The following is a 23,903-nucleotide window of genomic DNA, read 5'->3' on the forward strand; positions in this document are numbered from 1 at the left end:
GAGGCACCATGGCCGTTGAACCCGTTGTCTACGGCGCCAGCGAGCGCCCACCGCGCGGCGACTATGCCCGCGCGGGCGCAGACTACACCTGCGCTCAGAACTACGCGGCCTACACCGAGGCCGACCACGACACCTACCGGCGCCTGTACGAGCGCCAGAGCCGGCTGCTGCCGGGCCTGGCCAGCCAGGCGTTCATCGACGCCCTCCCCTCCCTGGGCGAGCGCGACCGGATCCCGCGCTTCGATGAAGTGAACGAGCGGCTTTACCGCGCCACCCGCTGGGAACTGGTGGCCGTGCCAGGGCTGATCCCCGAGGTGCCGTTCTTCACCCTGCTGGCCAACCGCAAGTTTCCGGTCACCGACTGGATTCGCACGCCTGAGGAGTTCGACTACATCGTCGAGCCCGACATCTTCCACGACCTGTTCGGTCACGTGCCGTTGCTGTTCAACCCGGTGTTCGCAGACTATGTGCAACGCTATGGCCAGGGCGGTCTCAAGGCGCATGGGCTGGGCGCTTGCGAAATGCTCTCGCGGCTGTACTGGTACACCATCGAGTTCGGGCTGATTCGCGAAAGCGAAGGGCTGCGGGCCTATGGTGCGGGCATCCTCAGCTCTTCAGGGGAACTGCCGTACTCTGTGCAGAGCCCCGAGCCGCAACGCCTGCCGCTGCAGTTGGCGCGCACCATGCGCACCCGCTACAAGATCGACACGTTCCAGCAAACCTACTTTGTGATCGACAGCTTCCAGCAGCTGTTCGACATGACGGCGGCAGACTTCTCGCCCATCTACCAGGCGCTGAAAGGCCAGCCCGAGTTTGCAGCGAACGAGCGCGAGGAAGCGCTCACCGCGTAAGCGCAGGCAGCTCAGACACGGGGGCTTCCAGCTCCCGCAGGCACGCCTGCACCACCAGGGGGTCCAGCACCATTTGCACATGGGCCACGCCGGTCACCAGCCGGTGCTGCGCCCCTGGCAAAGCCGCCACCGTGGCGGGGAACACGATGTTGTCGCAGTTGGAATACCAGCACACAAACAGCTTCGCCCGGCCGGGCGGCTCCTGGGCCTTGAGCGCCTGCAACCAGGCACTGTTCATCCGCATCTGGCGGCCATTTTCTGTGTGGCTGAAGCGGGCCAGCCAAGTGCCTGTGTGTGGCGTTCCCAGCGTCAGCACACGGTGCACGCGCGCGTCAGCCGCATAGGCGCGCAGCCAGGCCCGGGCGGCCAAGCCGCCCATGCTGTGGCAGACCAGCACGGGTGGCAGGCCGGTGGCCTCGGTCACCCGCTGCACCGCTTCATCAATGGCTTTGGCATACCCATCAATTGAGCCCAGCACGGGCTCCAGATTCACGGCTACATGCGCGTGGCCTGCAGCGCGCAGATGTCCGAGCCAATGCAGCCACACGCCCCGGTTGCACATCAGGCCATGCACCAGCACCACGCCCCTGCGCCCGGTAGGCTGCTCGGGCAACCAGTCGGGCGGACTGCGCCACCACAAAGGCTGGCGCCAGCCAAAAATCAACAGGGCCGCACCCACCTCATACCACCAAGCCCGAAGCAGCTGCGCTGCGGTGGCCAAAGGCACTGCATCGCGCCGGTTGAGGCGCTGCATCAGCACCAGCTCGACAGCCAGCACCGCCGCCAGCCCCCACAGCGGCAGCAGCGCCATCAGCACCGCCCACAGGGGCTGCTGCGGCCACCAACACACCAAACAGGCAGCGCCGTATAGCACCGCAAAGAGCAGGAAAGTTGTCTGAAGGCGCGCGATCATGAGAAGGGGGCACAAGACCCGATGAGACAAAGGACTATTCAAGCCGAAGCCCCTGAGTTTGCACGAAGGCCTGTGCCCGCCGCCCCCTGTGTTTGTGGGCTTTTCTGTCGCCTTTGAGACGGATATGCCTCGCACCCTAGGACAAGCCCGATAACCCCTGGCGCCCTCCACGCTCCAGAATGGGACCGAAGCTGTTTTATCTGTCTATCCACCCACTGGCGAGCACAAGGAAAGCGCATGGAAAAGATCTGGCTCAAGAGCTACCCCCCGGGCGTACCGCACGACGTCAACCCCGAGCAGTACCGCTCTGTGGCCCACCTGCTGGAAGAGTCCTTCCGCAAACACGCAAAAAGCCCGTTCTCGGTCTGCATGGACCGGTGGATGAACTACGGCGAGCTGGAACGGCTGTCAGGCGCACTGGGCGCCTACCTGCAAGGCCTGGGCCTGCAGCCCGGTGCGCGTGTGGCCATCATGCTGCCCAACATTCCGCAGTTTGGCGTGACCATGGCGGCCGTGCTGCGCGCAGGCTACACCTGTGTGAACGTGAACCCGCTGTACACCGCCCGTGAACTGGAGCACCAGCTCAAGGACTCGGGCGCTACCGCCATCGTCATTCTTGAGAACTTTGCCCACACCCTGGCCGATGTGGTGGACCACACCAACGTGCAGCATGTGGTGATGGCATCGATGGGCGACCTGCTGGGCTTCTGGTTTGGCAAATGGATCACCTTCGCCGTGCGCCACCTGGCCAAGATGGTGCCCGCGTACGAGCTGCCCCTGACCAACGGGCGCAAGGTGGTCTCCTTCAAGAAGGCCCTGGCCCTGGGCGAGCGGCGCACCCTCGCGCCCAGCACCGCCACGCTCGATTCGATTGCCTTTTTGCAATACACCGGCGGCACCACGGGCCTGTCCAAGGGCGCGGTGCTCACCCACCGCAACATCGTGGCAGCCACCTTGCAGGCCGAGGCCTGGTTCACCCCCGCCCTCGCCAAGATCGGCGATGTGACCAAGGCCAACAGCATCGCCGCGCTGCCGCTGTACCACATCTTCGCGCTGACGCTGTGCTTGCTGGCCATCCGCCAGGGCTCCAGCCTCACGCTGATTCCCAACCCGCGGGACATCCCCAAGTTTGTGGCCGAGCTGAAAAAACGCCCCTTCCACATGCTGCCCGCCGTGAACACGCTGTTCAATGCGCTGCTGCAAAACGCCCAGTTCCGCGCACTGGACTTCTCGCACCTGTGCGTGTCGCAGGCCGGGGGGATGGCCGCCAGCGAAGGCACGGCCAAGCAGTGGCAGAAGGTCACAGGCAGCACCATGATCGAAGGCTGGGGCATGAGCGAGACCTGCGCCATCGGCACCAACAACCCGGTCACCAATACCGAGTTCACCGGCTCCATCGGCCTGCCCCTGCCGGGCATTGATATCGCCATCAAAGACGATGCAGGCAACAGCCTGCCCCAGGGCGAGTCGGGCGAGATCTGCATCCGTGGCCCCAACGTGATGACGGGTTACTACAACCAACCCGAAGAAAACGCCAAGGCTTTCACGGCCGACGGGTTCATGCGCACGGGCGACATCGGCATCATGGATGCGCAGGGCTACACCCGCATCATCGACCGCAAGAAGGACATGATTCTGGTGAGCGGCTTCAACGTGTTCCCCAACGAGCTGGAGCAGGTCATCAGCCTGTGCCCTGGCGTGGTGGAATGCGCAGCCATTGGCGTGCCCGACGAGAAGCAGGGCGAGGCCATCAAGGTGTTCATCATCAAGAACGACCCCGCCCTGACCGAGGACGACGTGGCAGCGTTCTGCCACGAAAACCTCACCGGCTACAAGCGCCCCAAGTACATCGAATTCCGCGACGATCTGCCCAAGACCAACGTGGGCAAAATCTTGCGGCGGGAGTTGCGCAACCCCACTGCCTGAACGCGGGCGAGGGCCACAAGACCATCACGGGTTTTGGAGGCCCCACGCAGCCCCGCTGTGCGGTACGCTGAAGCCGTTGCCATTGTCCTGCCTACCGCCCCCATGACTGCATTCCCTCCCGCCCCACTGCCCCCCGGCATCACCGTGCTGGAGCGCGGCTGGCTCTCGGCCAACAACGTGGTCTGCATTGGCCCTGAGGGGGCCGCAGTGGTAGACACCGGCTACTGCACCCACAGCGAACAAACCCTAGCCCTGGTGCAAGGGCTGCTGGGCGCGCAGCCACTTCAGCGCATCTTCAACACCCACCTGCACAGCGACCACTGCGGTGGCAACGCCGCGCTGCAGGCGGCCTGGCCCGGCGCCACCACCCACATCCCGCCAGGCCAGATGGCGCTGGTAGAGCAGTGGGACGCCAGCGCACTGAGCTACACCCCCACGGGCCAGGACTGCCCCCGCTTTCGCGCCGATGCGCCCTTGCAGCCGGGCACCACGGTGCCCTTGGCGGGGCTGGCTTGGGAGGTGCATGCAGCGCCCGGGCACGACCCGCATTCGGTGGTGCTGTTTGAGCCAGTCAGCGCTACCTTGATTTCTGCCGACGCCCTGTGGGAGAACGGCTTCGGCGTGGTGTTCCCGGAAATCGAGGGCACAGCCGCCTTTGACGAAGTGGCCGCCACGCTGGACGTGATCGAGAGGCTGGCTCCGCGCACCGTGATCCCCGGCCACGGTCCGGTATTCACCGATGCACCCCGCGCCCTGGCCACGGCGCGCAAACGCCTGGAAGGCTTTGTGCGCAGCCCCGGCAAACATGCGCTGTATGCCGCCAAGGTGTTGCTCAAGTACAAGCTGCTGGAACTGCAGCACACCACCGTGCCCGCGCTACAGCAGTGGGCCGATGGCACGCCCTACTTCGGCCTGCTGCACCAGGCCCACTTTGCCGACCAGCCCAAGGCGCAATGGCTGCACAGCCTGGTGGCGGACCTGGAACGCTCCGGCGCCGCCGTGCGCCAGGGCGAGGCGCTGCACAACGCCTGAACGGCTGCCCCAGGCCGCTGCGGCAAGCGCAAAAAAGCCCGCGCGAAGGCGCAATGCCGCTCAGTTAAGTCTGAGCGGCATTTTTTTGACGGGATACTGGGTCTTGGTCATACGAACCTCACGCGGATACCGCCTGTGGGATCTGCGAGGCGGCAGCACGAAGCGGCGGATGTTCTTTCTCATGGCCGCAAGCTTGGCCGGGATGGCCCCAGGGGTGTGTGATCCTGAACTCCACAGCCACTCATCCACGATGTAGCGCAGCGCCGTGATGAAGCTGATGCGACAGGGCTGCACTTTGGCCTCGTCTGCGATGCGCGTGATCTCCAAGCGGATCAGGTTGTACATCAGCAAGGTTGCCCACAGCTCTTGCTTGACCCCATCGGGTTGCTGGCTGCGCAACGTCATCGCCTGGCCCAGCATGTCCGTCTTCATCTCTCCATAGGCCAGCTCAATCTCCCAGCGTTCGTGGTACAGCGCGAACACCTCCTCGGCCTTGTAGCGTGCCGGATCCATCAGGGACGTGAACAAGGTTCTGGGTTTGCCATCGAGTTCACGGGTGATGGCGCGCACCTCCCACGTGAGCGGCAAGCCGGGGTCTTTCTTGCGAGCTTGGGGCGAGACCTTCATGCGCAAGCTCACATCGCCAGGGCCATGCGTTTGCACCACCTCGCCCCTGAGTCCGGCACGCGCAGGGATCAGCCAGTGACGTCCCTGGCGGTGTTGCAGCGGCCACAGCAGACTTGCCGAGTAAAACCCTTTGTCCACAATCACCAGCGAGTCAGGCGGCAACTTCGGCCACAAGCGTTCAGCCAATGCGTACTCACTGGTGTCGTAGGCATCCAGGCTGGCATCTACCAATAAACGAGCTCTGGCATCGAGCAAGCAGGCCATGCGCACCAGGGGGAAGGGACTTTGGTGGTCTGCGTGGTTGCGCTGGCAACCAAAGTGCTGGCGGTTGTCTTGTGTGTCGGGGGTACGCCAGACCACGCCATCCAATGCGTACAGCGCCAAGCCTTGCCAGCGGTGGCGAGCGGCCTGCTGGTGCGCCCAATGGGCAGCAGTGTGGCGAAACAGCCATTGCAGGGGCTCACTGCCCAGCCGTTGGCGCGCCTGGCTCAGCGCGCTGGAGCTGATGGGTTCATTGTGCTGCCCAGGCAGTGCCAGCTCCAGTACCTCGGCCACGTTCACGATGGAGCGGTCTCTAAGCAAGGCCACACCCAATACCAGCCAAAGTGCCTGCTCCATGGGCAGTCGCCGCTTGCGCAGCGTGGCTACACCCGTCATCTGCAAGGCCTGTTCAATCCACTGCTGGGGTATGTTGCTTTGAACGACACCCCATTGTTCGGGGCTCGCAAACTCATGGGTATCGTTCAGGTACTCTTGCAGCAGCATTGGCTATCGCTTGACCTCTATGGCCAAAGCTCAATTGATCAAGCCTGCACTGTACAAACAACAAAGACCCCGAAGGGCCTTTGCTTAACTTACTGGCATTGGCGCGAAGGCGGGCTGTTTGGGTGGAGGTTTGGCCTGGGGCCGTCGGGCTCAGTGCTTGAACTGGCGGTCGCAGCCCGTCACGTGGTTGTTGCTGCTGGACATGCACTGGTAAAACGACTTCTTGTTGCCGCTGGACGACTGGCAGTCGCCCACGCTGTATTTGCCCTTGGCCTCGCGGATCTTGGGGGCCGTGGTGTCGAAGGCCGCCTGGGTCATGTAGCCATCGCGCACGTTTTTCTGGCCCACCTCCAGCATCAGGTCAGCCTGGTAGTGGATGTTGCTCACCGCCACAGCGCAGTTCATGGGCACCTGCTTGCTATCGACCGTGCCGAGCGACTTGCGCAGCCCTTCGGCCATGTCTTTGACGCCCTCTGGAATCTTCTTGGTGCCGTCGGCGTTGTACTCCACCCCTTTGGTCGAAGTGCTCTTTCCGCCCCCTGAACCAGCGGGGCCCGACGCACTGCCCGTGGTGGTGCCATTGGTGCCCTGCAGCTTCATCGGGGCGGCATCGTCCTTATCCGCCGGAGGCTGCGAGCCGTAATGCGTCTTGCCGTTGGCATCCACCCACTTGTACACGGGCTGCGCTTGCAAGCCCACCGACCACACCAACACAGCGGCCAAAACCGCCAGCTTCCCTCGCGCCATGGCGCCCTCCCTCTTTATGAATCAAATATGCCTCTAGCGCTTATGCAGCAAGCGCCAGCAGCTTCTCTTTTTATAGCAAACTCACACTGGGCACGGTCAGTGCCCGCAACCCATTCCGCGCCCGCCGCTGGCCTCTCAGGGCAAGTCGGCGTTCACCACGGGAGACGCTGCATCGCGTGGCCCCACGGTGCCCAGGCGGCTGCGCAGCGACTGCGGCTGGCCGGTGAGCAACGCAGCGTAGTTGGTGGTGTTGGCCAGCACCTTCTTCACGTAGTCGCGCGTTTCTGCAAAGGGCACGTTTTCGGCCCAGATGGCGGCGTCCAGCACCGGGCCGTTGCGCCAGTTGCGGGGGCGGCCGGGGCCGGCGTTGTAGGCGGCAGCAGCCAGGGGCATGGAGCCCGCAAAATCATCGAGCGCCAGCTTGAGGTAAGCGGTGCCGATGGTGATGTTGGTGTCGCGGTCCGAGATCTGATCGGGCGTGAAGCCGGTCAGGCCAATCTTCTTGGCCGTCCAGCGCGCGGTGGCGGGCATCACCTGCATCAGGCCAGAGGCGCCGACATGCGAGCGGGCATCCATGATGAAGCGGCTTTCCTGCCGAATCAGGCCGTAAACATAGGCCGGGTCCAGGTCAATGCCCTGGGCGCGCTCGACCACCGTATTGCGAAACGGCATGGGGAAGCGCTGGGTCACGTCGATCACGGTCTTGGTGCGTTCGCTGGTGTTGATGCAGCGGTCCCACACCTCGCGCTGGCAGGCAAAGTCGGCAGCCGCCAGCAGTTCACGCTCGCTCATGCCGCCAGGGGTGTGCAGGTTGGTGGCGTAGTTCCACTCGCGCACGCCTTCGCCGCGAATGCCCAGCAAGATGGCATACAGCGCGCGGTTGAGCGCGGGGTTGGCGCGGGCAGCGGCCTTTTCCTCGGCCGTGAGGGGCGCAGGCGCTGGGGGCACCCCCACGCGCTGGCCCAGCTCTTCCAGGGCCAGCTGCTCGTAAAAGCCCTTGGGGCTGGCAATGCTCTCCAGCGCCTGGCGGGCTTCGGCGCGCTCGGCATCGCTGGGCTTGCCATTGAGCACCGCCTTGGCATGCCAATACACCCAGGTGCTGTCCCGGCGGGCATCGTCGCCCATGGCTTCCACGGCCTTGCGCACCACCTTCCACTGGCCGGCGCGCAGGGCTGCGCGGGCCTTCCAGCCCAGCAGGTCGTCGGTCAGGTCAGAGTCCTTGGTCACGTTGCCAAAGTAGGTGACGGCATCGGACGACAGGCGCTGCGCTGCCTGCTTGCCAATCACGCCCCACACCCAGTTGCGCTCCTCGGGCGAGAGGTGCACGCTCCATTTGTTGTCGAGCTGCGTGGCGGCGTTGTCCGCATCGCCCTGCGCCAGTTTGATGAGCGCCAGCGTCACCAGCTCCTGGCGCACCTGGCCGCGCGCGGTGGCGCGGGCCTGCAGGTATTTGGTGGGCGAATCCATCAGTTCCTTCACCTGGGCCGAAGATTCAGGCGAGACGATTTCCACCGCAGCGCGTGCCGAGCGCATGCGGTTGGCTTCCACCGCCAGGCGCGCCTTGCGCCAGACATCGTGGGCCGTGAGCTGCTTGTAGCTGTACAGCTCGCCCGCCGCATGGGTGCAACCGTCATCGCTGTCGCGCTGGGCATACCAGTTGCGGCGCACCTCGTCGGCGGCCGTGGCCGGTGCAGTGCCTTTCAGGGTCTCGATCAGCAGGGCATAGCAGCGCACTTCCTTGTCGTCCGACATACGGTAGCTGGGGTGCTGCTCGGCAAACTGCGCCCAGTCGCGGCGCTGGCCCAGCAGCAGCAACCAGTCGTTGCGCAGGCGGTCTTCCTGGTAGGTGCCGGCGTAGCGCTTCAAAAAGGCCTGGATTTCTGCCGGGCTGGCCTCGCCCAGGCGCAGTTTCAGCTCCCAGTAAGCCGCCCAGGGCTCCAGGGCGTGGCCGCGTGCGGCGGGCAGCAGCTGTTCGAGCTTCTTGCGGTCGCCCTTGCGGAAGGCCTGGTGCATTTCCAGCAAGGTGTCGTCGCCACGGTTTTGCGCCTGGACAAGGGGCGCTGCAGTGGCCAGCACAGCGGCGGCCACAAGGGGTGTCAAAATCGCTCTGAGCAATTGCATGGGGGAATTATCTGATGGACAAAGCAGCCCTTCGGCGCGCATTGATTGAAGAACGCCTCAACCTGCCTGATCGCCTACATCGGGCCGATTTGTTACAACAGGTGATGCGCATCTGGCTGGTCAACCGGCCCGACACCGTGATCGGCGCTTACTGGCCGATCAAGGGCGAATTCGACCCCCTGCCAGCCCTGCACCGCTGGAAGGAAGACGGCGAGTTGCTCGACGAGCCCCTGCGCCGTCGCATCGGTCTGCCGGTGGTGAACAAGGAGCACAAGACGCTCACCTTCCACGCCTGGTACCCCGGCTGCCCCATGGAGCCAGACGCCTACGGAATCCCCAAGCCCAAAGACACCGAAATGATCGTGCCCACGCTGCTGTTTGTGCCCTGCGTGGGCTACGCCGCTGGCGGCTACCGCCTGGGCTACGGCGGCGGCTTTTACGACCGCACCCTGGCAACGCTGCAGCCCAAACCCTTCACCGTGGGGCTGGGCTTCACCAACGGCTATCTGGACGAGTTCGAGCCCGAAGAGTTCGACCTGCCGCTGGACGCCATCCTGAACGACAACGGCGTGGTCTGGCCCGTGTGATCCCCCCTGGATCTGGGAGGGCGGGTCAGAAAAACCCGCCGCCCAGGCGCGCCAAAAAGGCCTCCTCCCGCTCCTGTTCGCGGGCCAGTGCCGCCTGCTCACGCAGCCAGAGCTTGAGCTGTGCGTCGTCACGCACCCGCACCAAGTCGTCCTGCATCTGCGACACGACATCGGCCAGCTCCTCTTGCTCTTCCTGCAGCAGGCGCGTGAGCAGTGCCTCCTTCATCCGGGCGCCCACGGGTATGCCCAACTCAACGCTCAGGCGCATCTCTGCGTCTCCCAATTCGCCTTCCAGCGTTTTAACCTGATCCTTGAGTAGCAGCGACAAAGCGGCCAGCTTGTCGTCGGCCATTTGGGCAATATGAGCCTCGTCCACCTGCTCGGCCTGCAATTGCAACTGCAACAGCGCCGTCAGGTCACCCCGCTCATACGCTGCGTTGGCCTGGCTCATCAACGCGCTCTTGCGCTCGCGCTCCACGGGGTCAGGCTCGCGGTCGGGGTGCAGTGCGCTGGCGAGCTGGCGGTAAATGGAGCGCAACGCGGCCTTGGCATCCTGGGCCTGCTCCTGGGCCTTGAGCTGACGGGCCGATGGAGGACGGCGAGAGCGGCGCGCGGCCTGCCGCGCATCCTCTGCCTCCTGAAAGGTATGCACTTGCTGAATCAGCGCTTCCATCAACTCTTCCGGCGAATCGATGCCCTTGAACGCCTCCCGGTCCAAGTTTTTGCCCAACACGCTCTGAGCCATATCCAGCATCTGCTCACGCACCATATTGGCCTGGTCACCCAAGTCGTCTTCGAGAGGCGGTGGTGCATAGATAGAGCACAGTTCGGCCAACTCAGGGTCGGACTCATCCACGGGGCCGCTCGATGGCAACAGGCTTTGCAAAATTTCGCGCATCGCTTTCTGTTGCGCAGCCGTCAAGCCTTTGCGCTGCAAACGCTGGTGCAGAAACACCAGCATCTCGCGGCGCGCCTCGTCCATCTTGCGCTTTAGCTCCGCCATCCGCGCCAAATGAGGGGGCCGCAGCTTGTCAGCCAGCTGCTGCAGGTCCTGCAACTGGCGGCCCAGGTTTTCCACACGGGCCAGCAATTTATTGAACCGCTGTTGCGCGGGACTGAGCTTTTCACGTCCACGCGGCAACACCTTGAGACGACTGGCCTCCGGCGTGGAAGGGGAATGGTGCGTAGACGGGGACTGTCCGTCGCCAAAAAAATCTGCCTGGGAAGAATCCATTATGGTCATTTGCAAAGAGGGAGCGGAACCACGCCCTAGACAAGGCGCGGCAGGCGATGCTGCGTAGTGTAAAACCACACAGCAGCCGGACGACACCCGGCGCCAGCCGGGATCGGTGGGAAGCCCATGCGGAGGGCGCATCAATGGCCGCGCAAATGATCATCAGTGGCAAGCCCTGCCAACCTAAAGACTGCGCTAGCATGGTCATCGAGTCGGCCTCTTTGAACTTGAAATATCCGTTCAGGTGGAGCTTTTCGACCTGTGCGCGGCACACCGACTGCGTTCAGTGAACGGGTCAAGCAGCTCAGGCCGGATCCATTGCTACGCGCTCCATCTGGAATGACTGACAGGAACCCCATGCTCAAGCTCTACATCGGCAACAAGAACTACTCGTCCTGGTCCATGCGCCCCTGGGTGCTACTCAAGCAGGCGGGCATTGCGTTTGACGAAGTGCTGGTTCGCTTCGACAGCTTTGACGCAGACTCCGACTTCAAACGCGCCATGGGCCCCGTGAGCCCCACCGGCAAAGTGCCCGTGCTGGTCGATGGCGATCTGGTGGTGTGGGACACCCTGGCCATTGCCGAATACGTGGCCGAAACCTGGCCCGACAAGCAGCTCTGGCCTGCCGACGCAAAAGCCCGCGCCCGGGCGCGCAGCGTGTGCGCCGAAATGCACAGCGGCTTCACCGCTCTGCGCAGCCACTGCCCCATGAACATCGAGGCCGACCTGGCCGACACCGGCGCCCTGATCTGGCGCGACAAGCCCGGCGTACGCGCCGACGTGCAGCGCCTGGTGGAGATGTGGGGCGCACTGCTGCAGGAGCACGGCGGGCCCATGCTGTTCGGCCAGTTCAGCGTGGCCGACGCTTACTTTGCCCCCGTGTGCATGCGCCTGCACACCTACGCTTTGCCTGTTCCGCCCCACATCGCCGCCTACGTGCAGCGCGTGCGCGAGCTGCCCGGCGTGAAGGCCTGGATTGACGAAGCGCTGGCGGAAAAAGACTTTCTGGACTTTGAAGAACCCTACCGGCTGGGGCGCTGAAGTCCGGGGTGTGCGCGCTGCAGTTCGGCCCTACCGAAACTGCTTGCGCAAAAACGCCTTGTGCCGCGCAATGTGCGCCAACTGCGCCGGGGCCACGGTGCCGCCCAGGTCTTCGTCTTCGACATTGAGCACCTGGTTGGCATAGGCCAGGGCGCGGGCCACCACCTCTTGCTCGCTCACGCCCTGCTGGGCGGCCAAGTCCATCGCCACCCGGCGCATGGCGCGCTGCGACAGCATCCACATCGCCCCGAACGAATCCCACGCGGCGGCAGCTTCCTTGGCCTTGTCGTGCTCGGCCAGGATCTCGGTCAGCGGCTTGGCCAGAATTTCCTGCAACTGCGCCACCTGGGCTTGCAGCGCTTCCAATTGCGCTTCGCGCTGCAGTGCCTCGGCAGCGGCATTGGCGGCAGCATCAGGCGCTGCAGGCACGGGCAGGCTGCCGTCGGGGTTGGGCTGGGCGATGGTGAGGGAAGAAGCGATGGACATGGGCAGACAGAACGATAAAGGCGCTACACACAACAGCAGCAGGGTGGGCCCGGCTCTATAAACTCGGCCCCATGCAAATTTACATGGTTGGCGGCGCGGTGCGTGACCGCCTTTTGGGCCGCCCCGTCAATGACCACGACTGGGTGGTGGTGGGCGCCACCCCCGAGCAGATGCTGGAGCTGGGCTATTTGCCGGTGGGCCGCGATTTTCCGGTGTTTCTGCACCCCGAAACGCGCGAGGAATACGCGCTGGCGCGCACCGAGCGCAAGAGCGGGCGCGGTTACCGGGGGTTTGTGGTGGAGAGCTCGCCCAACGTCACACTGGAAGAAGACCTCTCCCGGCGCGACCTCACTATCAATTCCATAGCTAGCAGCGCAGATTCAACGGGCGCTACCGTGCTATTCGACCCATACCACGGCGTGCAAGACCTGCAGGCCCGGCTGCTGCGGCATGTGACCGACTCGTTCCGCGAAGACCCGGTGCGCATCCTGCGCGTGGCCCGCTTTGCGGCGCGTTTTACCGACTTCACCGTGGCCCCCGAAACCATGCAGCTGATGCGCGAGATGGTGGAGCATGGCGAGGTGGACCACCTGGTGCCCGAGCGCGTGTGGCAGGAGCTGGCGCGTGGCCTGATGGAAGCAAAGCCCTCGCGCATGTTCGAGGTGCTGCGCGAGTGCGGGGCGCTGCAGGTGCTGCTGCCCGAAGTGGCGCGCCTGTGGGGCGTGCCCCAGCCCCCCCAGCACCACCCCGAGGTGGACACCGGCGTGCACCTGATGATGGTGCTGGACATGGCCGCCCGGCTGAACGCGCCGCTGGTGGTGCGCTTTGCCTGCCTGGCACATGATTTTGGCAAGGGCACCACGCCGCAGCATGTGCTGCCCCGGCACATTGGTCATGAGGAACGCAGCGCCAAACTGCTGCGCAATGTGGCCGAGCGCCTGCGCGTGCCCGTGGACTGCCGCGAAACCGCCGACGTGGTGGCGCGCGAGCACGGCAACATCCACCGCAGCGGCGACCTGGGCGCGGCAGCACTGGTGCGCCTGCTGGAGCGCTGCGACGCCATCCGCAAGCCCGAGCGCTTTGCCGATGTGCTGCTGGCCTGCGAATGCGATGCGCGGGGCCGCCTGGGGTTTGAGGAAGCCGCCTACCCGCAGCGCCCACGCCTGCTGGGTGTGCTAGCCGCTGTGCAAAGTGTGGTCACGCGCGACATTGCGGCCCACGCCGCCGCCCACGGCCTGGTGGGCCCGCAGGTAGGCCAGCTCATCCACCAGGCACGCATCGAAGCCGTAGCGCAGTGGCTGCACAGCGGTGCATCACCTTCACCAGAGCCCCACGGGGCCTAGGACGTGTTGAGAATCAGCGAGAGTTGATAACCCCAGCTGCGAGATAGATCATCGCTGCGAAGCTGCTATCCGTCTTGTCGCTGCGCATTGCGATACGTTTGAACTCCTTGAGCTTGCAAAAGAAGTTCTCGATCAAGTGGCGCCATTTGTAGACCTCCAGGTCAATCTCCAGTGGCGCTCTCCTGCGGGGCATCTGTGAGATCACCACCTGCGCCCCGCGCTTGTCCAACTCCTGGATCAGCCAATTCACATCGAAGGCCTTGTCGGCAAGCAAGGCATCAAAGCGCACATCAGCGATCAGCTCTTTGACCCCTTTGGTGTCATGGCGCTGCCCTGGCATCAAGACGAACTTCACCAGATTGCCCAATGCATCCGTCAGCGCCAGTATCTTCGTGGTCATGCCGCCCCTCGAGTGGCCTATGGCCTGGCCCGAAGTCCCCCTTTTGCCCCCTGGCCGTGCCGATGCACTTTCACAATCGTGGCATCCACCATCGCATATTCCATGTCCGGCTGCTCGCTCACTGCATCGAACAGACGTTGGAACACATCGGCCTTAACCCAGTCTCTAAAGCGCTTGAACACCGTGTTCCACTTGCCGAACTCTGGCGGCAGGTCTCGCCAGGGGCTGCCTGTGCGGGCAATCCACAGCACTGCCTCAACGAAGCGGCGGTTGTCTGTGCCGCTGCGCCCCGGATCACTTGGCTTGCCAAGGCAGTGCGGCTCCATCTTGGCCCATTGCTCGTCTGTCAGTACCCATCGAATGCTCATGCGCCTATTGCATCACAGCCCTCCGAGCCGTTGTGTTTGATTCTCAACAGCCCCTATTGATCCGGCGGGGATTATTCATGAGGCCGCATAGGCGACATGCTTGTCACCAAAGTACTTCTTGACCCGCTCTGGTGTGTTCTCCAACATCGTCATGTGTTCAGTCGCCGCTGCGCGCAGCTTGGCCTTGGTTCGCACCGGAACCGTGCTGCCAATCGCATGCTTCAAATCAGCGTTCAGCCGCTCCTCTGGGTTGAGCTCAGGGCTGTAGCTGGGCAGGTAGAACAATTCAATGTCCTGTTTGTGCTGTGTCGCCCACTCCTTGACTGGCTTGCTGTGGTGCACCCTCAGGTTGTCCAGAATCAGGAATATCTTCTTGCCCTGCGACTCCTTGATCAAGGCCTGCATGAACTCGATCAGCCTGTCTGAATTGAACGCCTCGTCAATGATCATCCAGCGCGTTTTGCCCTGGTTGGTGACGGTGGCAATCATGGAGAGCTTTTGCCGCGTTCCGCCGACTGCGCGCGTCACTGGTGTTTGGCCCGCAGGTGCGTAACTTCTGCCACGCACATCCGTGTTGACCAGCGCTGTTTCGTCACCCCAATGAATTTCTGCGCCTTCACGCTTGGCTCTGGCCTCAATGGTGGGGTATTCATCTTCGAGCCAGGCCTGGACGGCCTCGGGCCGCTGCTCGTAGGCTTTCTTGATCGGCTTTTGCGGTGTAAAACCCCAGCGTGCCAGATAGTCGCCCACCGCCCGCACAGACAGCTTGATCCCCAGGTCGCGTTCAATGAGTTCGCGCACTGCGGGCCGACTCCAAAGCGCGAACTCCATCTTGATCTGCTCTGGGCGTTTGTCGATGATGGTCATTCGAATCACGCGCTCTTGCTCAGTGCTCAGGCTGCGTCCACTACCTGGTTTCTTTCCCCTGGCGTGGGGCTTGAGTGCGGCCGCACCGCCTTGCTCGAACAGGCGCAGTGCAGTGTTAACCCCAGACCAACTGAGCCCGGTTTGCTCAACGATCTGCATCACGCCAACACCTTTTCGATGCAAGCGAATGACCTGCTTGCGCCGTTCATGCAGCACTTCCCGCGACTGCTTGCGTGCATCTTCTTTTTCCATGAACGTTCGACTCACGCAATCTACAAAAGTTCATGAATAAATCATGCCGAGTTTATAGTGCACGGCAGACGCGAGAAGCCGACAGCCCCCGCAGAATCGAATCGCTGCGGCTCGCGGCTTCACACCACCGAGCGCACCCAGCGCACGATGTCCGCAGCCCCCAGCGCGCCCGAGATGCGCGCCACCTCGCGCCCTTGCTGGAACAGGATCATGGTCGGAATGCTGCGGATGGCATAGCGCGCAGCGATGGCCTGTTGGTCTTCGGTATTGAGCTTGGCCAGGCGCACGCGGGGTTCCAGCTCGCGGGCGGCCTGCGCGAAGGCGGGCGCCATCTGGCGGCAAGGTCCACACCACGGGGCCCAGAAGTCCACCAGCACCGGGATATGGCTGCGCGCCACATGCTTGTCAAAGCTGGTCGCATCCAGCTCCAGCGGCGCCCCTGCAAACAGGGGCCGATGGCATTGGCCGCAATCGGGCGCGCTGCCCAGGTCAGCGCTCTGCACGCGGTTGGTGGTGTGGCAATGGGGGCAGACGATGTGCAGGGCTTCGGTCATGGCGCAGCAAGAGTTAAAGGCAAAAAGCTTGGTGAGCACTTGGCGCCGCAGGCGCGCGGTTTCAAGAGTCCGCGCGGCAATCTGCGGCCACCCCAGTTGCAACCGGTCGCAGACCTTGCGCGCGTTTACCAGCCCTGAATCGCCCTGGTGGCCTTGCCTGCATTGCGGCGTCTGCTATGGTTTAGCGCATGCAGCTGCTCCCTACACTGACAACTGCCCATGCGCTTTTTCTGGATTTCGATGGCACGCTCACCGAGCTGGCGCCGCGCCCTGAGGCGGTGCGCATCGCATCGGGCCTGATTCCCACGTTGTCATCGTTGCACGCCCAGCTGGGTGGCGCACTGGCCATCGTGACCGGCAGACCCGAAGCCGACATCGACGGATTTCTGGCGCCGCTGCGCCTGCCACTGGCGAGCGAACATGGGGCCCAATACCGCCTCTTTGACACTTCGGTGCCCGCCACCGCACCACCGGCCCTCGAACCCGTGTTGCAGGCCGCCCAAGCCCTGGCCGCACGCCACCCCGGCCTGCTAGTGGAAACCAAACGCGTGAGCGTCGCCCTGCACTACCGCCTGGCGCCCCACCTCGAATCCCTGTGCCACGACACGCTGGTGCAAGCCATGCGGGAGGTGGACGGTGTGGAACTGCTGCGCGGCAAATGCGTCTTTGAAGTGAAACCCCGTGGCGTTCACAAGGGCCAGGCCATCATCGACTTCATGACGCAGCCCCCCTTTGCGGGCCGCACGCCGGTCTTTGTGGGCGATGACGTTACCGACGAGGCCGGCTTTGCCGCCGTTCAGGCACTCGGCGGCTGGGGCATCAAGGTGGGCGAAGGGCCCACCATGGCACAACACCGCTGCATGACATCAGCCGCACTGCGGGGCTGGCTGTCGTCTGCACGCACAACGCTGGAGCGCGAACGATGAACACCGCCACCACACACCCCCAAGCGGGCTCGCTCAACCTTGGGATGATCGGCAACTGCGCCATCAGCGCACTCATCGACGACCACGCCCGCATGGTGTGGTGCTGCCTGCCGCGCTTTGATGGCGACCCGGTGTTCAACGCCCTGCTGCAGCCCGGGGATGAGGGCAGCCACTTTGCGATCGAGGTGGAAGACCTGGCATCGGCCCACCAGTGGTACGAGCCGAACACCGCCATCCTGCGCACGCAGTTATTCGACAAGGCGGGACATGGCATCGAGATCACCGACTTTGCGCCGCGCTTTTACAATCGCTCGCGCTACTTCCGGCCCATGACGCTGGTGCGCCGGGTGCGGCCCATCCAGGGCGCGCCGCGCATCCGGGTGGCGCTCAAGGTGCGTTACGACTGGGGCCAGACCACCCCCGAGATCACGCGCGGCAGCAACCACATTCGCTATGTGGGCGAGAGCATGACGCTGCGCCTGTCCACCGATGCGCCGGTGTCGCATGTGCTGTCGGGCCAGGCGTTTGTGCTCACGCGCGAGCACAACTTTTTGCTGGGCGCCGACGAGACGCTGGTGGACGGCATTGCCGACACCGCCCGCCACTTCGAGCAGGAGACCACGGCCTACTGGCGCGGCTGGAGCCGCGCGCTGGCCATTCCGCTGGAGTGGCAGGACGCGGTGATCCGCGCAGCCATCACGCTCAAGCTGTCGTTGTACGAAGAAACCGGCGCCATCGTGGCTGCCATGACCACCAGCATCCCCGAATCTGCCCACAGCGGCCGCAACTGGGACTACCGCTACTGCTGGCTGCGCGATGCGTTTTTTGTGGTGCGCGCGCTCAACAGCATCTCCGAGGTGGGCACGATGGAGGACTACCTGCGCTGGCTGAGCAACGTGGTGGTTGAAGGCGGTGACGGCCACATCCAGCCGCTGTATGGCATTGGGCTGGAGAAAGACCTGCCCGAGCGTTTTGTGCCCCAGCTGGCAGGCTACCGGGGCATGGGCCCGGTGCGCGTGGGCAACCAGGCGGCCGAGCATTTTCAGCACGACGTGTACGGCAACATCGTGCTGGGCGCGGCCCAGGCCTTCCACGACCACCGCCTGCTGCACCGCGCGGGCCTGGCCGAATTCAAGCGGCTGGAACAGGTGGGCGACAACGCCGTGCGTGTGTACGGCCAGCCCGACGCCGGCATGTGGGAGCTGCGCACGCGCGCCAGGGTACACACCTCGTCGGCCCTGATGAGCTGGGCCGCCTGCGACCGCCTGGCCAAGATCGCCGCCACGCTGCAGCTGGCCGACCGTGCCAGCCAATGGCAGCAACATGCCGACCGCATGCGCGCCGAGATTCTCGACAAGTCGTGGTGCGAAGAACGCCAGGCGTTTGCCGAGAGTTTTGGCGGGCACGAGCTGGACGCCAGCGTGCTGCTGATGGCCGAGGTGGGCCTCATCGACCCCAAGGACCCGCGCTTTGTGAGCACCGTGGAGGCCATGGAAAAGAGCCTGTGCGATGGCCCCTACATGCGCCGCTACGAAGCGGCCGACGACTTTGGCAAGCCCGAGACAGCCTTCAACATCTGCACCTTCTGGCGGATCGACGCGCTGGCACGCATTGGCCGCAAGGCCGAGGCACGGGCCATCTTCGAGACCATGCTGGCCGCCCGCAACCCGCTGGGACTGCTGTCGGAAGACACGCACCCCGACACCCGCGAGATGTGGGGCAACTTCCCGCAGACCTATTCCATGGTGGGCGTGATCAACGCCGCCGTGCGCCTGTCGGCGCCCTGGGACAGCGTGATTTGAGGCGCTGTCCGACAGCGGCCGGGGGCGGTCTGCACGGATGCTTCCCCCATGAGCCGTCTTGTCGTCATCTCCAACCGCCTTGCCGATCCCCGCAAACCCGCAGCCGGGGGCCTGGCTGTGGCCCTGGGTGAAGCCCTGAACCAGACCGGAGGACTCTGGTTTGGTTGGAGCGGCACCGTGGTCGAAGGCGGCACGCCCGGCGAGGGCGAATTGCACACCCGCCAGGCCGGCCCCGTCACCCTGGCCACCGTAGACCTGTGCCGCGAAGACCACGACAGCTACTACCACGGCTACAGCAACAGCGTGCTGTGGCCGGTGTTCCATTACCGGCTGGACCTGGCCGACTTCAACGCCAGCTACATCGCGGGCTACCGGCGCGTGAACCAGATGTTTGCGCGCAAGCTGCTGCCGCTGCTGCGCGACGACGATGTGATCTGGGTGCACGACTACCACCTGATCCCGCTGGCCGCCGAGCTGCGCGCCATGGGCTGCAAGCAGCGCATCGGGTTCTTCCTGCACATCCCCATGCCCCCACCGCTCATCATGGCGGCCATCCCGCAGCACGAGTGGCTGATGCGGTCGCTGTTCGCCTACGACTTGGTGGGCCTGCAAAGCGAGGCCGATGTGGCGCATTTCACGCGCTATGTGCGCAACGAAGGCAGCGCCGAAGCGGTAGACGAAAAGCGCGTGCGCGCCTTCGGCGCCACGGTGGTGGTGCAGTCCTTTCCCATCGGTATCGACGTGGACGAGTTCACGCGCCTCACGCACGCCCCCGACGCGGTGGAGACCTACGAGAACATGCGCGACGAGTATTCGCGCAGGCGCCTGCTGCTGGGCATTGACCGGCTCGACTACTCCAAGGGCATCCCGCACCGCGTGCGGGCCTTCCGCGAGCTGCTGGACCGTTACCCCGAAAACCGGGGCAGCGCGACGATGATCATGATCGCCTCGCCCAGCCGCGATGACGTGCACGCCTATGCCGACCTGCGCCAGGAGCTGGAGGGCCTGTGCGGCTCGGTCAACGGCGACTATGGCGAGCTGGACTGGATGCCCGTGCGCTACATCCACCGCATGGTGGCGCGCAAACGTGTGCCGGGCCTGTGCCGCGCCGCCGCCGTGGGGCTGGTCACACCGCTGCGCGACGGCATGAACCTGGTGGCCAAGGAATACGTGGTGGCGCAAGACCCGGACAACCCCGGCGTGCTGGTACTGTCACGCTTTGCCGGTGCGGCAGAGCAGCTGAAAGAAGCGCTGCTGGTCAACCCCTACGACCCCCAGGGCATGGCCGACAGCATCCAGCATGCGCTGCAGATGCCACTGGCCGAGCGGCAGGCGCGCCACCAGAAGCTCATGGCGCGCATCCAGGAACACGATGTGCACTGGTGGCGCAAGGCATTCATGGATGCGCTGCAGGCCGCTGCGGACTGAAGCCCTCGACACTCGTCACTGATGAGGGCGCTCAGGCCTCTCCTGCAACTCCGCTCACACCCACTTGGCAATCAGGCTGACCACAAAGCTGAGCAGCACGGTGCTGGCCAGCGGAATGAACCAGTCGCGCCCAAACAGCTTGAACTTGAAGTCGCCCGGCAGGCGGCCCAGCCCCAGGCGCTGCAGCAGCGGCGACAGGCCGTTGATGAACACCAGCGCGAGGAAGATGACGATGAGCCAGCGGAGCATGGGGTGCCTGCGCGGTCAGAGCCGGTGCGACCGGTCTCCGCGCGCAAACCCCACGGGCTCCCACGCATCGCCCGCGCCCAGGGCCAGCACCTTGAACAGCTCGCCCATTTCGTGCTCCATGATCAATTTGGCCGCTGTCGCCCGCTCTGCTTGCGTGAGCAGCTCCATTTTTGATAGCAAACCGCAGTTGATGAGAAAGTGCGCCTGGGTGGTGTAGCCCAGCACCTGCATACCAGCCTCTTGCGCGGCCAGGGCCATGGCGGTGAAGTTGACGTGGGCGGTGATGTCTTTGCGGCCCACCTCCACCAGCGGGTCGCCATCGGCCAGGTGGCCCTGGTGGCACATCACCGTGCCCATGTGGCGCTGGGGGTGGTAGTACTCGTCTTCGCCAAAGCCATAGTCCAGCAAAAACGCCGCACCGCGCGTGAGCCGGTCGGCCAGCATGCGGATGAAGCCTTCGCCCTGGGCGTGGATTTCGGTCAGGTAGTCCTGTGGGCCTTCGATATCGATGGGCGGGCGCAGGGCCGTTGGGCGGTCGGCCCAGGCAAAACTGCCGTCTTCAGCCACCACCACGCCGCGCTCATGCCACACACCGCCCTGCTGGCCACCGTGGCGCGCCAGCAATTGCACGGGCATGGCGTCCAGTACTTCATTGCCCACCACCACACCGCTGAACTTTTCGGGCAGCGCATCCACCCAGCGCAGCTTGTGCGCGTGGGCCACCAGCTTGGCCTGCTGGCGCGCGCGCAGGCTGCCCGACAGATCGACGATGGTGTAGCGCTGCACCCGATCGCCCAACGCATCCAGCAACTGCAGCGCCAGCGCGCCCGAGCCCGCACCAAACTCCCAAACTTCGTCGGTACCGGTGCGCTCCAGCGCCTCGCCCACCTGCACGGCAAGCGTCTGGCCGAACAGGGGCGTGAGTTCAGGGGCAGTCACAAAGTCGCTGCCCGATTCGGGCATGGCGCCGAATTTGGTGGAGTCGTTGGCGTAGTAGCCCAGGCCGGGCGTGTACAGCGCCAAGGCCATGAAGCGGTCAAAACCCAGCCATCCGCCCTCGGCGGCAATGGCCTGGGCAATGTACTGGTGAAGGGCGGTCGTTAAACTGTCGGGGCTTTGGGTCACGGCCCGCATTGTCCACCACATGTCCCCCACCTCCCGTCCTCGCACCGTTCTGGTCACCGGCGCTGCCAAGCGCCTGGGCCGCAGCATTGCCCTGGCATTGGCCGCCGGGGGCTGGCAAGTGGCCGTGCATTACCGTGCCTCGGCCCAGGACGCTATCGACACCGTAGCTGCCTGCGCTGATATGGCGGGCGCTAGCGCCCATTTTGATGCTAATTTTGAAGACGAGGATGCCGTACGCAACCTGGTGCCACGGGTGATCACGCACTTTGGCCACCTGGACGCGGTGGTCAACAGCGCATCGCTGTTCGAGCACGACGATGTGCAGACCTTCGGCTTTGCCGCGCTGGAAAAGCACCTGCGCAGCAACACGGCCACGCCGGTGCTGCTGGCCCAGGCGTTGCACCGACATGTGGCCGACCGCGCGGCGGCGGGCGAAGCCGATGCACGCGGCGCGGTGGTCAACCTGCTGGACCAGAAGCTCTGGAACCAGAACCCCGACTTCATGAGCTACACGCTCTCGAAAGCGGCGCTGGAGGCGGCGGGCACCATGCTGGCCCTGGCGCTGGCCCCGCGCGTGCGCGTGGTGGGCGTGGCCCCGGGCCTGACGCTGACCAGTCACATGCTGAGCGACGAAAAATTCGCCCAACTGCACGCGTTGAGCCCCCTGGGCCGCTCGTCCACGCCCGAAGACGTAGCTGCCACAGTGAAGTTTGCGCTGGAAAACCAGTCCATCACCGGCACCACGCTGCTGGTGGACGGGGGCCAGCACCTGATGAAATTTGAACGCGACTTCTCCCTGATGTGAGCCCGGCGCTTGCGCACAGAACGAGCCCCCCACCATGACACAGACCCCTTCCCAGATGACTGGCACGCAGATCCTGACGCTGACCGGTTTGCGCTTTGATGCCAACCTGGGCATCCTTGAGCACGAAAAAATCGATCCCCAGCCCATCCAGGTCGATGCCGAACTGAGCCTGGGCGTGCAGCCCCTGGCCCCGCGCGACGACGACATCAGCCATGTGCTGGACTACCGCCGTGTGCGCCAGATCATCATCGACGAATGCACCGCCGAGCATGTGAACTTGCTGGAGAGCCTGATCGGCAAGCTGGCCAACCGCCTGATGCAGCTGCCCGGCGTGCTGGGCGTTCGCGTGAAGATCGCCAAGCTGGAAATTTTTGACGACTGCGAAGTGGCGATTCGCATGGAAACGGGGCAGTGGTAAACCTATGAACGCAGTGATCAACAACCCCATCCCTACTTCCACCCACACCGGCTGGACCGACGAGGCCGAAGCACCGCAAGAGCCCACGGCCAACGCGGCCCGCCTGAAAATCGAACGCGAAACCCACAAGCTCGAAAAGCGCCTGTGCCGCGAGGTGGGCAAGGCCATCGTCGACTTCAACATGATTGAAGAAGGCGACAAGGTGATGGTGTGCATGTCCGGCGGCAAAGACAGCTATGCGCTGCTCGACATCCTGCTCAAGCTCAAGGCCCGCGCGCCCATCCACTTTGACCTGGTGGCGGTGAACCTGGACCAGAAGCAGCCGGGTTTCCCCGAGCATGTGCTGCCCGAATACCTGGCCAGCACCGGCGTGCCCTTCCACATCGAAAACGAAGACACCTACAGCATCGTCAAGAAGCTGATCCCCGAGGGCAAGACCACCTGCAGCCTGTGCAGCCGCCTGCGCCGGGGCATTTTGTACCGCGTGGCCGATGAGCTGGGCTGCACCAAGATCGCGCTGGGCCACCACCGCGACGACATTTTGCAAACGCTGCTGCTCAACATGTTCTTTGGCGGCAAGATGAAGAGCATGCCGCCCAAGCTGGTGAGCGACGACGGCAAGCATGTGGTGATCCGCCCGCTGGCCTACGTGGCCGAGAAAGACACCGCCCGCTGGGCCGCCCACCGCAACTTCCCCATCATCCCGTGCAACCTGTGCGGCAGTCAGGAAAATCTGCAACGCAAACAGGTGGGCGAGATGCTGCGCGAATGGGAGAAGCGCTTTCCCGGCCGCATCGAAAACATGTTCAACGCCCTGCAGAACGTGGTGCCATCGCACCTGCTGGATGGCAGCCTCTACGACTTCAAGAACGCCCGGGCCACCGGCGTGGCCGACGAAAACGGCGACAAGGCGTTTGACAAGGAAGAGTTTGCGCCCGCACCCACACTGCCCGGCGTGCAGGTGGTGCAGATCGGTTGAGGAATCTTTGACCCAGCTTCACGCTCTGACTGCTTGAATCCCTAGCCAGGCGGCCGC

General features: G+C 64.3%; 23 protein-coding genes. 12 read left to right on the forward strand and 11 right to left on the reverse strand.

Going from position 1 to position 23,903, the window contains the following annotated elements; translation table 11 throughout:
- The first annotated feature begins 8 nt into the window (after window positions 1-8).
- On the forward strand, window positions 9-851 hold the full coding sequence (gene phhA, locus PQV96_RS17810) for a phenylalanine 4-monooxygenase (protein ID WP_207373161.1): 843 nt from the start codon (window positions 9-11) through the stop codon (window positions 849-851).
- Here the strand turns inward: phhA and PQV96_RS17815 are convergent.
- Window positions 841-1,764: an esterase/lipase family protein gene (locus PQV96_RS17815; RefSeq protein WP_198845556.1), complete on the reverse strand. Its 924-nt coding sequence runs from the start codon at window positions 1,762-1,764 to the stop codon at window positions 841-843. The two genes, phhA and PQV96_RS17815, sit on opposite strands and share 11 nt — an antisense overlap.
- Window positions 1,765-2,001: 237 nt before the next feature.
- Here PQV96_RS17815 and PQV96_RS17820 point away from each other — a divergent pair, with 237 nt between their 5' ends.
- The gene (locus PQV96_RS17820) at window positions 2,002-3,690 is read left to right on the forward strand and encodes an AMP-binding protein (RefSeq protein WP_198845555.1); all 1,689 of its coding nucleotides are present in this window, start codon (window positions 2,002-2,004) and stop codon (window positions 3,688-3,690) included.
- 102 nt (window positions 3,691-3,792) lie between these two features.
- Window positions 3,793-4,722, forward strand: a complete 930-nt coding sequence (locus PQV96_RS17825) for an MBL fold metallo-hydrolase (protein ID WP_207373163.1) — start codon at window positions 3,793-3,795, stop codon at window positions 4,720-4,722.
- A gap of 60 nt (window positions 4,723-4,782) precedes the next feature.
- On the opposite strand, the gene PQV96_RS17830 is transcribed toward PQV96_RS17825, so the two are convergent.
- The 3 genes from PQV96_RS17830 to PQV96_RS17840 all read right to left on the reverse strand — a co-directional run bounded on the left by PQV96_RS17830 (window position 4,783) and on the right by PQV96_RS17840 (window position 8,982).
- A complete protein-coding gene (locus PQV96_RS17830; RefSeq protein WP_125958944.1) occupies window positions 4,783-6,114 on the reverse strand; it encodes an IS4 family transposase in 1,332 nt (443 codons plus the stop codon).
- A gap of 150 nt (window positions 6,115-6,264) precedes the next feature.
- Entirely contained in the window at window positions 6,265-6,861 is a 597-nt protein-coding gene (locus tag PQV96_RS17835) for a DUF4124 domain-containing protein (RefSeq protein ID WP_207373164.1), read from the reverse strand.
- Between the two features lie 135 nt (window positions 6,862-6,996).
- Complete coding sequence (locus PQV96_RS17840; protein ID WP_207373165.1) at window positions 6,997-8,982, reverse strand: lytic transglycosylase domain-containing protein; 1,986 nt, start codon at window positions 8,980-8,982, stop codon at window positions 6,997-6,999.
- Window positions 8,983-8,996: 14 nt separating this feature from the next.
- Between PQV96_RS17840 and PQV96_RS17845 the strand changes: the two genes are divergently transcribed.
- On the forward strand, window positions 8,997-9,569 hold the full coding sequence (locus PQV96_RS17845) for a 5-formyltetrahydrofolate cyclo-ligase (RefSeq protein ID WP_044395672.1): 573 nt from the start codon (window positions 8,997-8,999) through the stop codon (window positions 9,567-9,569).
- A 25-nt stretch (window positions 9,570-9,594) separates the two neighbouring features.
- Here PQV96_RS17845 and PQV96_RS17850 read toward each other — a convergent pair whose 3' ends face one another.
- On the reverse strand, window positions 9,595-10,803 hold the full coding sequence (locus PQV96_RS17850; RefSeq protein WP_273623797.1) for a J domain-containing protein: 1,209 nt from the start codon (window positions 10,801-10,803) through the stop codon (window positions 9,595-9,597).
- Between the two features lie 357 nt (window positions 10,804-11,160).
- Here PQV96_RS17850 and PQV96_RS17855 point away from each other — a divergent pair, with 357 nt between their 5' ends.
- On the forward strand, window positions 11,161-11,844 hold the full coding sequence (locus PQV96_RS17855) for a glutathione S-transferase family protein (protein ID WP_207373167.1): 684 nt from the start codon (window positions 11,161-11,163) through the stop codon (window positions 11,842-11,844).
- A gap of 30 nt (window positions 11,845-11,874) precedes the next feature.
- Here the strand turns inward: PQV96_RS17855 and PQV96_RS17860 are convergent, their stop codons facing one another.
- Entirely contained in the window at window positions 11,875-12,330 is a 456-nt protein-coding gene (locus PQV96_RS17860) for a hypothetical protein (RefSeq protein WP_066785782.1), read from the reverse strand.
- A 71-nt stretch (window positions 12,331-12,401) separates the two neighbouring features.
- On the opposite strand from PQV96_RS17860, the gene PQV96_RS17865 reads away from it, so the two are divergent.
- Window positions 12,402-13,673, forward strand: coding sequence for a multifunctional CCA addition/repair protein (locus PQV96_RS17865; RefSeq protein ID WP_207373168.1), 1,272 nt, complete (start codon window positions 12,402-12,404; stop codon window positions 13,671-13,673).
- 13 nt (window positions 13,674-13,686) lie between these two features.
- Here the strand turns inward: PQV96_RS17865 and PQV96_RS17870 are convergent.
- The 3 genes from PQV96_RS17870 to trxC all read right to left on the reverse strand — a co-directional run bounded on the left by PQV96_RS17870 (window position 13,687) and on the right by trxC (window position 16,114).
- Window positions 13,687-14,441 (reverse strand): IS5 family transposase gene (locus PQV96_RS17870; protein ID WP_273623799.1). Its coding sequence is split into 2 segments (ribosomal slippage): window positions 13,687-14,108 and window positions 14,108-14,441, totalling 756 coding nucleotides; the frame shifts between segments, so codons are not numbered across the junction.
- Window positions 14,442-14,516: 75 nt separating this feature from the next.
- Window positions 14,517-15,560, reverse strand: a complete 1,044-nt coding sequence (locus PQV96_RS17875; RefSeq protein ID WP_207373170.1) for an IS630-like element ISStma10 family transposase — start codon at window positions 15,558-15,560, stop codon at window positions 14,517-14,519.
- A 119-nt stretch (window positions 15,561-15,679) separates the two neighbouring features.
- Window positions 15,680-16,114 carry a thioredoxin TrxC gene (trxC, locus tag PQV96_RS17880; protein ID WP_207373171.1) on the reverse strand — a complete coding sequence of 145 codons (435 nt, stop codon included), beginning with the start codon at window positions 16,112-16,114 and terminating at the stop codon, window positions 15,680-15,682.
- A 188-nt stretch (window positions 16,115-16,302) separates the two neighbouring features.
- Between trxC and otsB the strand changes: the two genes are divergently transcribed.
- Genes otsB through otsA form a run of 3 tightly spaced genes read left to right on the forward strand, consistent with a single transcriptional unit; the run spans window position 16,303 to window position 20,270 of the window.
- Entirely contained in the window at window positions 16,303-17,040 is a 738-nt protein-coding gene (otsB, locus tag PQV96_RS17885; RefSeq protein ID WP_273623801.1) for a trehalose-phosphatase, read from the forward strand.
- Window positions 17,037-18,842 (forward strand): glycoside hydrolase family 15 protein, encoded by a 1,806-nt coding sequence (locus tag PQV96_RS17890; protein WP_273623802.1) that lies wholly within the window; start codon window positions 17,037-17,039, stop codon window positions 18,840-18,842. Before otsB ends, PQV96_RS17890 begins: the two co-directional genes overlap by 4 nt.
- Window positions 18,843-18,890: 48 nt before the next feature.
- The gene (gene otsA, locus PQV96_RS17895) at window positions 18,891-20,270 is read left to right on the forward strand and encodes an alpha,alpha-trehalose-phosphate synthase (UDP-forming) (protein WP_273623803.1); all 1,380 of its coding nucleotides are present in this window, start codon (window positions 18,891-18,893) and stop codon (window positions 20,268-20,270) included.
- A 54-nt stretch (window positions 20,271-20,324) separates the two neighbouring features.
- Here otsA and PQV96_RS17900 read toward each other — a convergent pair whose 3' ends face one another.
- Together PQV96_RS17900 and PQV96_RS17905 are read right to left on the reverse strand one after the other, a co-directional pair.
- Window positions 20,325-20,519, reverse strand: coding sequence for a DUF2905 domain-containing protein (locus PQV96_RS17900; protein WP_015015883.1), 195 nt, complete (start codon window positions 20,517-20,519; stop codon window positions 20,325-20,327).
- 15 nt (window positions 20,520-20,534) lie between these two features.
- Window positions 20,535-21,653, reverse strand: a complete 1,119-nt coding sequence (locus PQV96_RS17905; protein WP_273625276.1) for a class I SAM-dependent methyltransferase — start codon at window positions 21,651-21,653, stop codon at window positions 20,535-20,537.
- Window positions 21,654-21,663: 10 nt separating this feature from the next.
- Between PQV96_RS17905 and PQV96_RS17910 the strand changes: the two genes are divergently transcribed.
- Genes PQV96_RS17910 through ttcA form a run of 3 tightly spaced genes read left to right on the forward strand, consistent with a single transcriptional unit; the run spans window position 21,664 to window position 23,846 of the window.
- The gene (locus PQV96_RS17910; RefSeq protein ID WP_066698523.1) at window positions 21,664-22,449 is read left to right on the forward strand and encodes an SDR family oxidoreductase; all 786 of its coding nucleotides are present in this window, start codon (window positions 21,664-21,666) and stop codon (window positions 22,447-22,449) included.
- A gap of 34 nt (window positions 22,450-22,483) precedes the next feature.
- Entirely contained in the window at window positions 22,484-22,867 is a 384-nt protein-coding gene (locus PQV96_RS17915; protein ID WP_205621090.1) for a dihydroneopterin aldolase, read from the forward strand.
- A 4-nt stretch (window positions 22,868-22,871) separates the two neighbouring features.
- On the forward strand, window positions 22,872-23,846 hold the full coding sequence (ttcA, locus tag PQV96_RS17920; protein WP_207373174.1) for a tRNA 2-thiocytidine(32) synthetase TtcA: 975 nt from the start codon (window positions 22,872-22,874) through the stop codon (window positions 23,844-23,846).
- Window positions 23,847-23,903: the final 57 nt, after the last annotated feature.

Source organism: Acidovorax temperans (assembly GCF_028596105.1).
Lineage (GTDB): Bacteria > Pseudomonadota > Gammaproteobacteria > Burkholderiales > Burkholderiaceae_C > Acidovorax > Acidovorax temperans.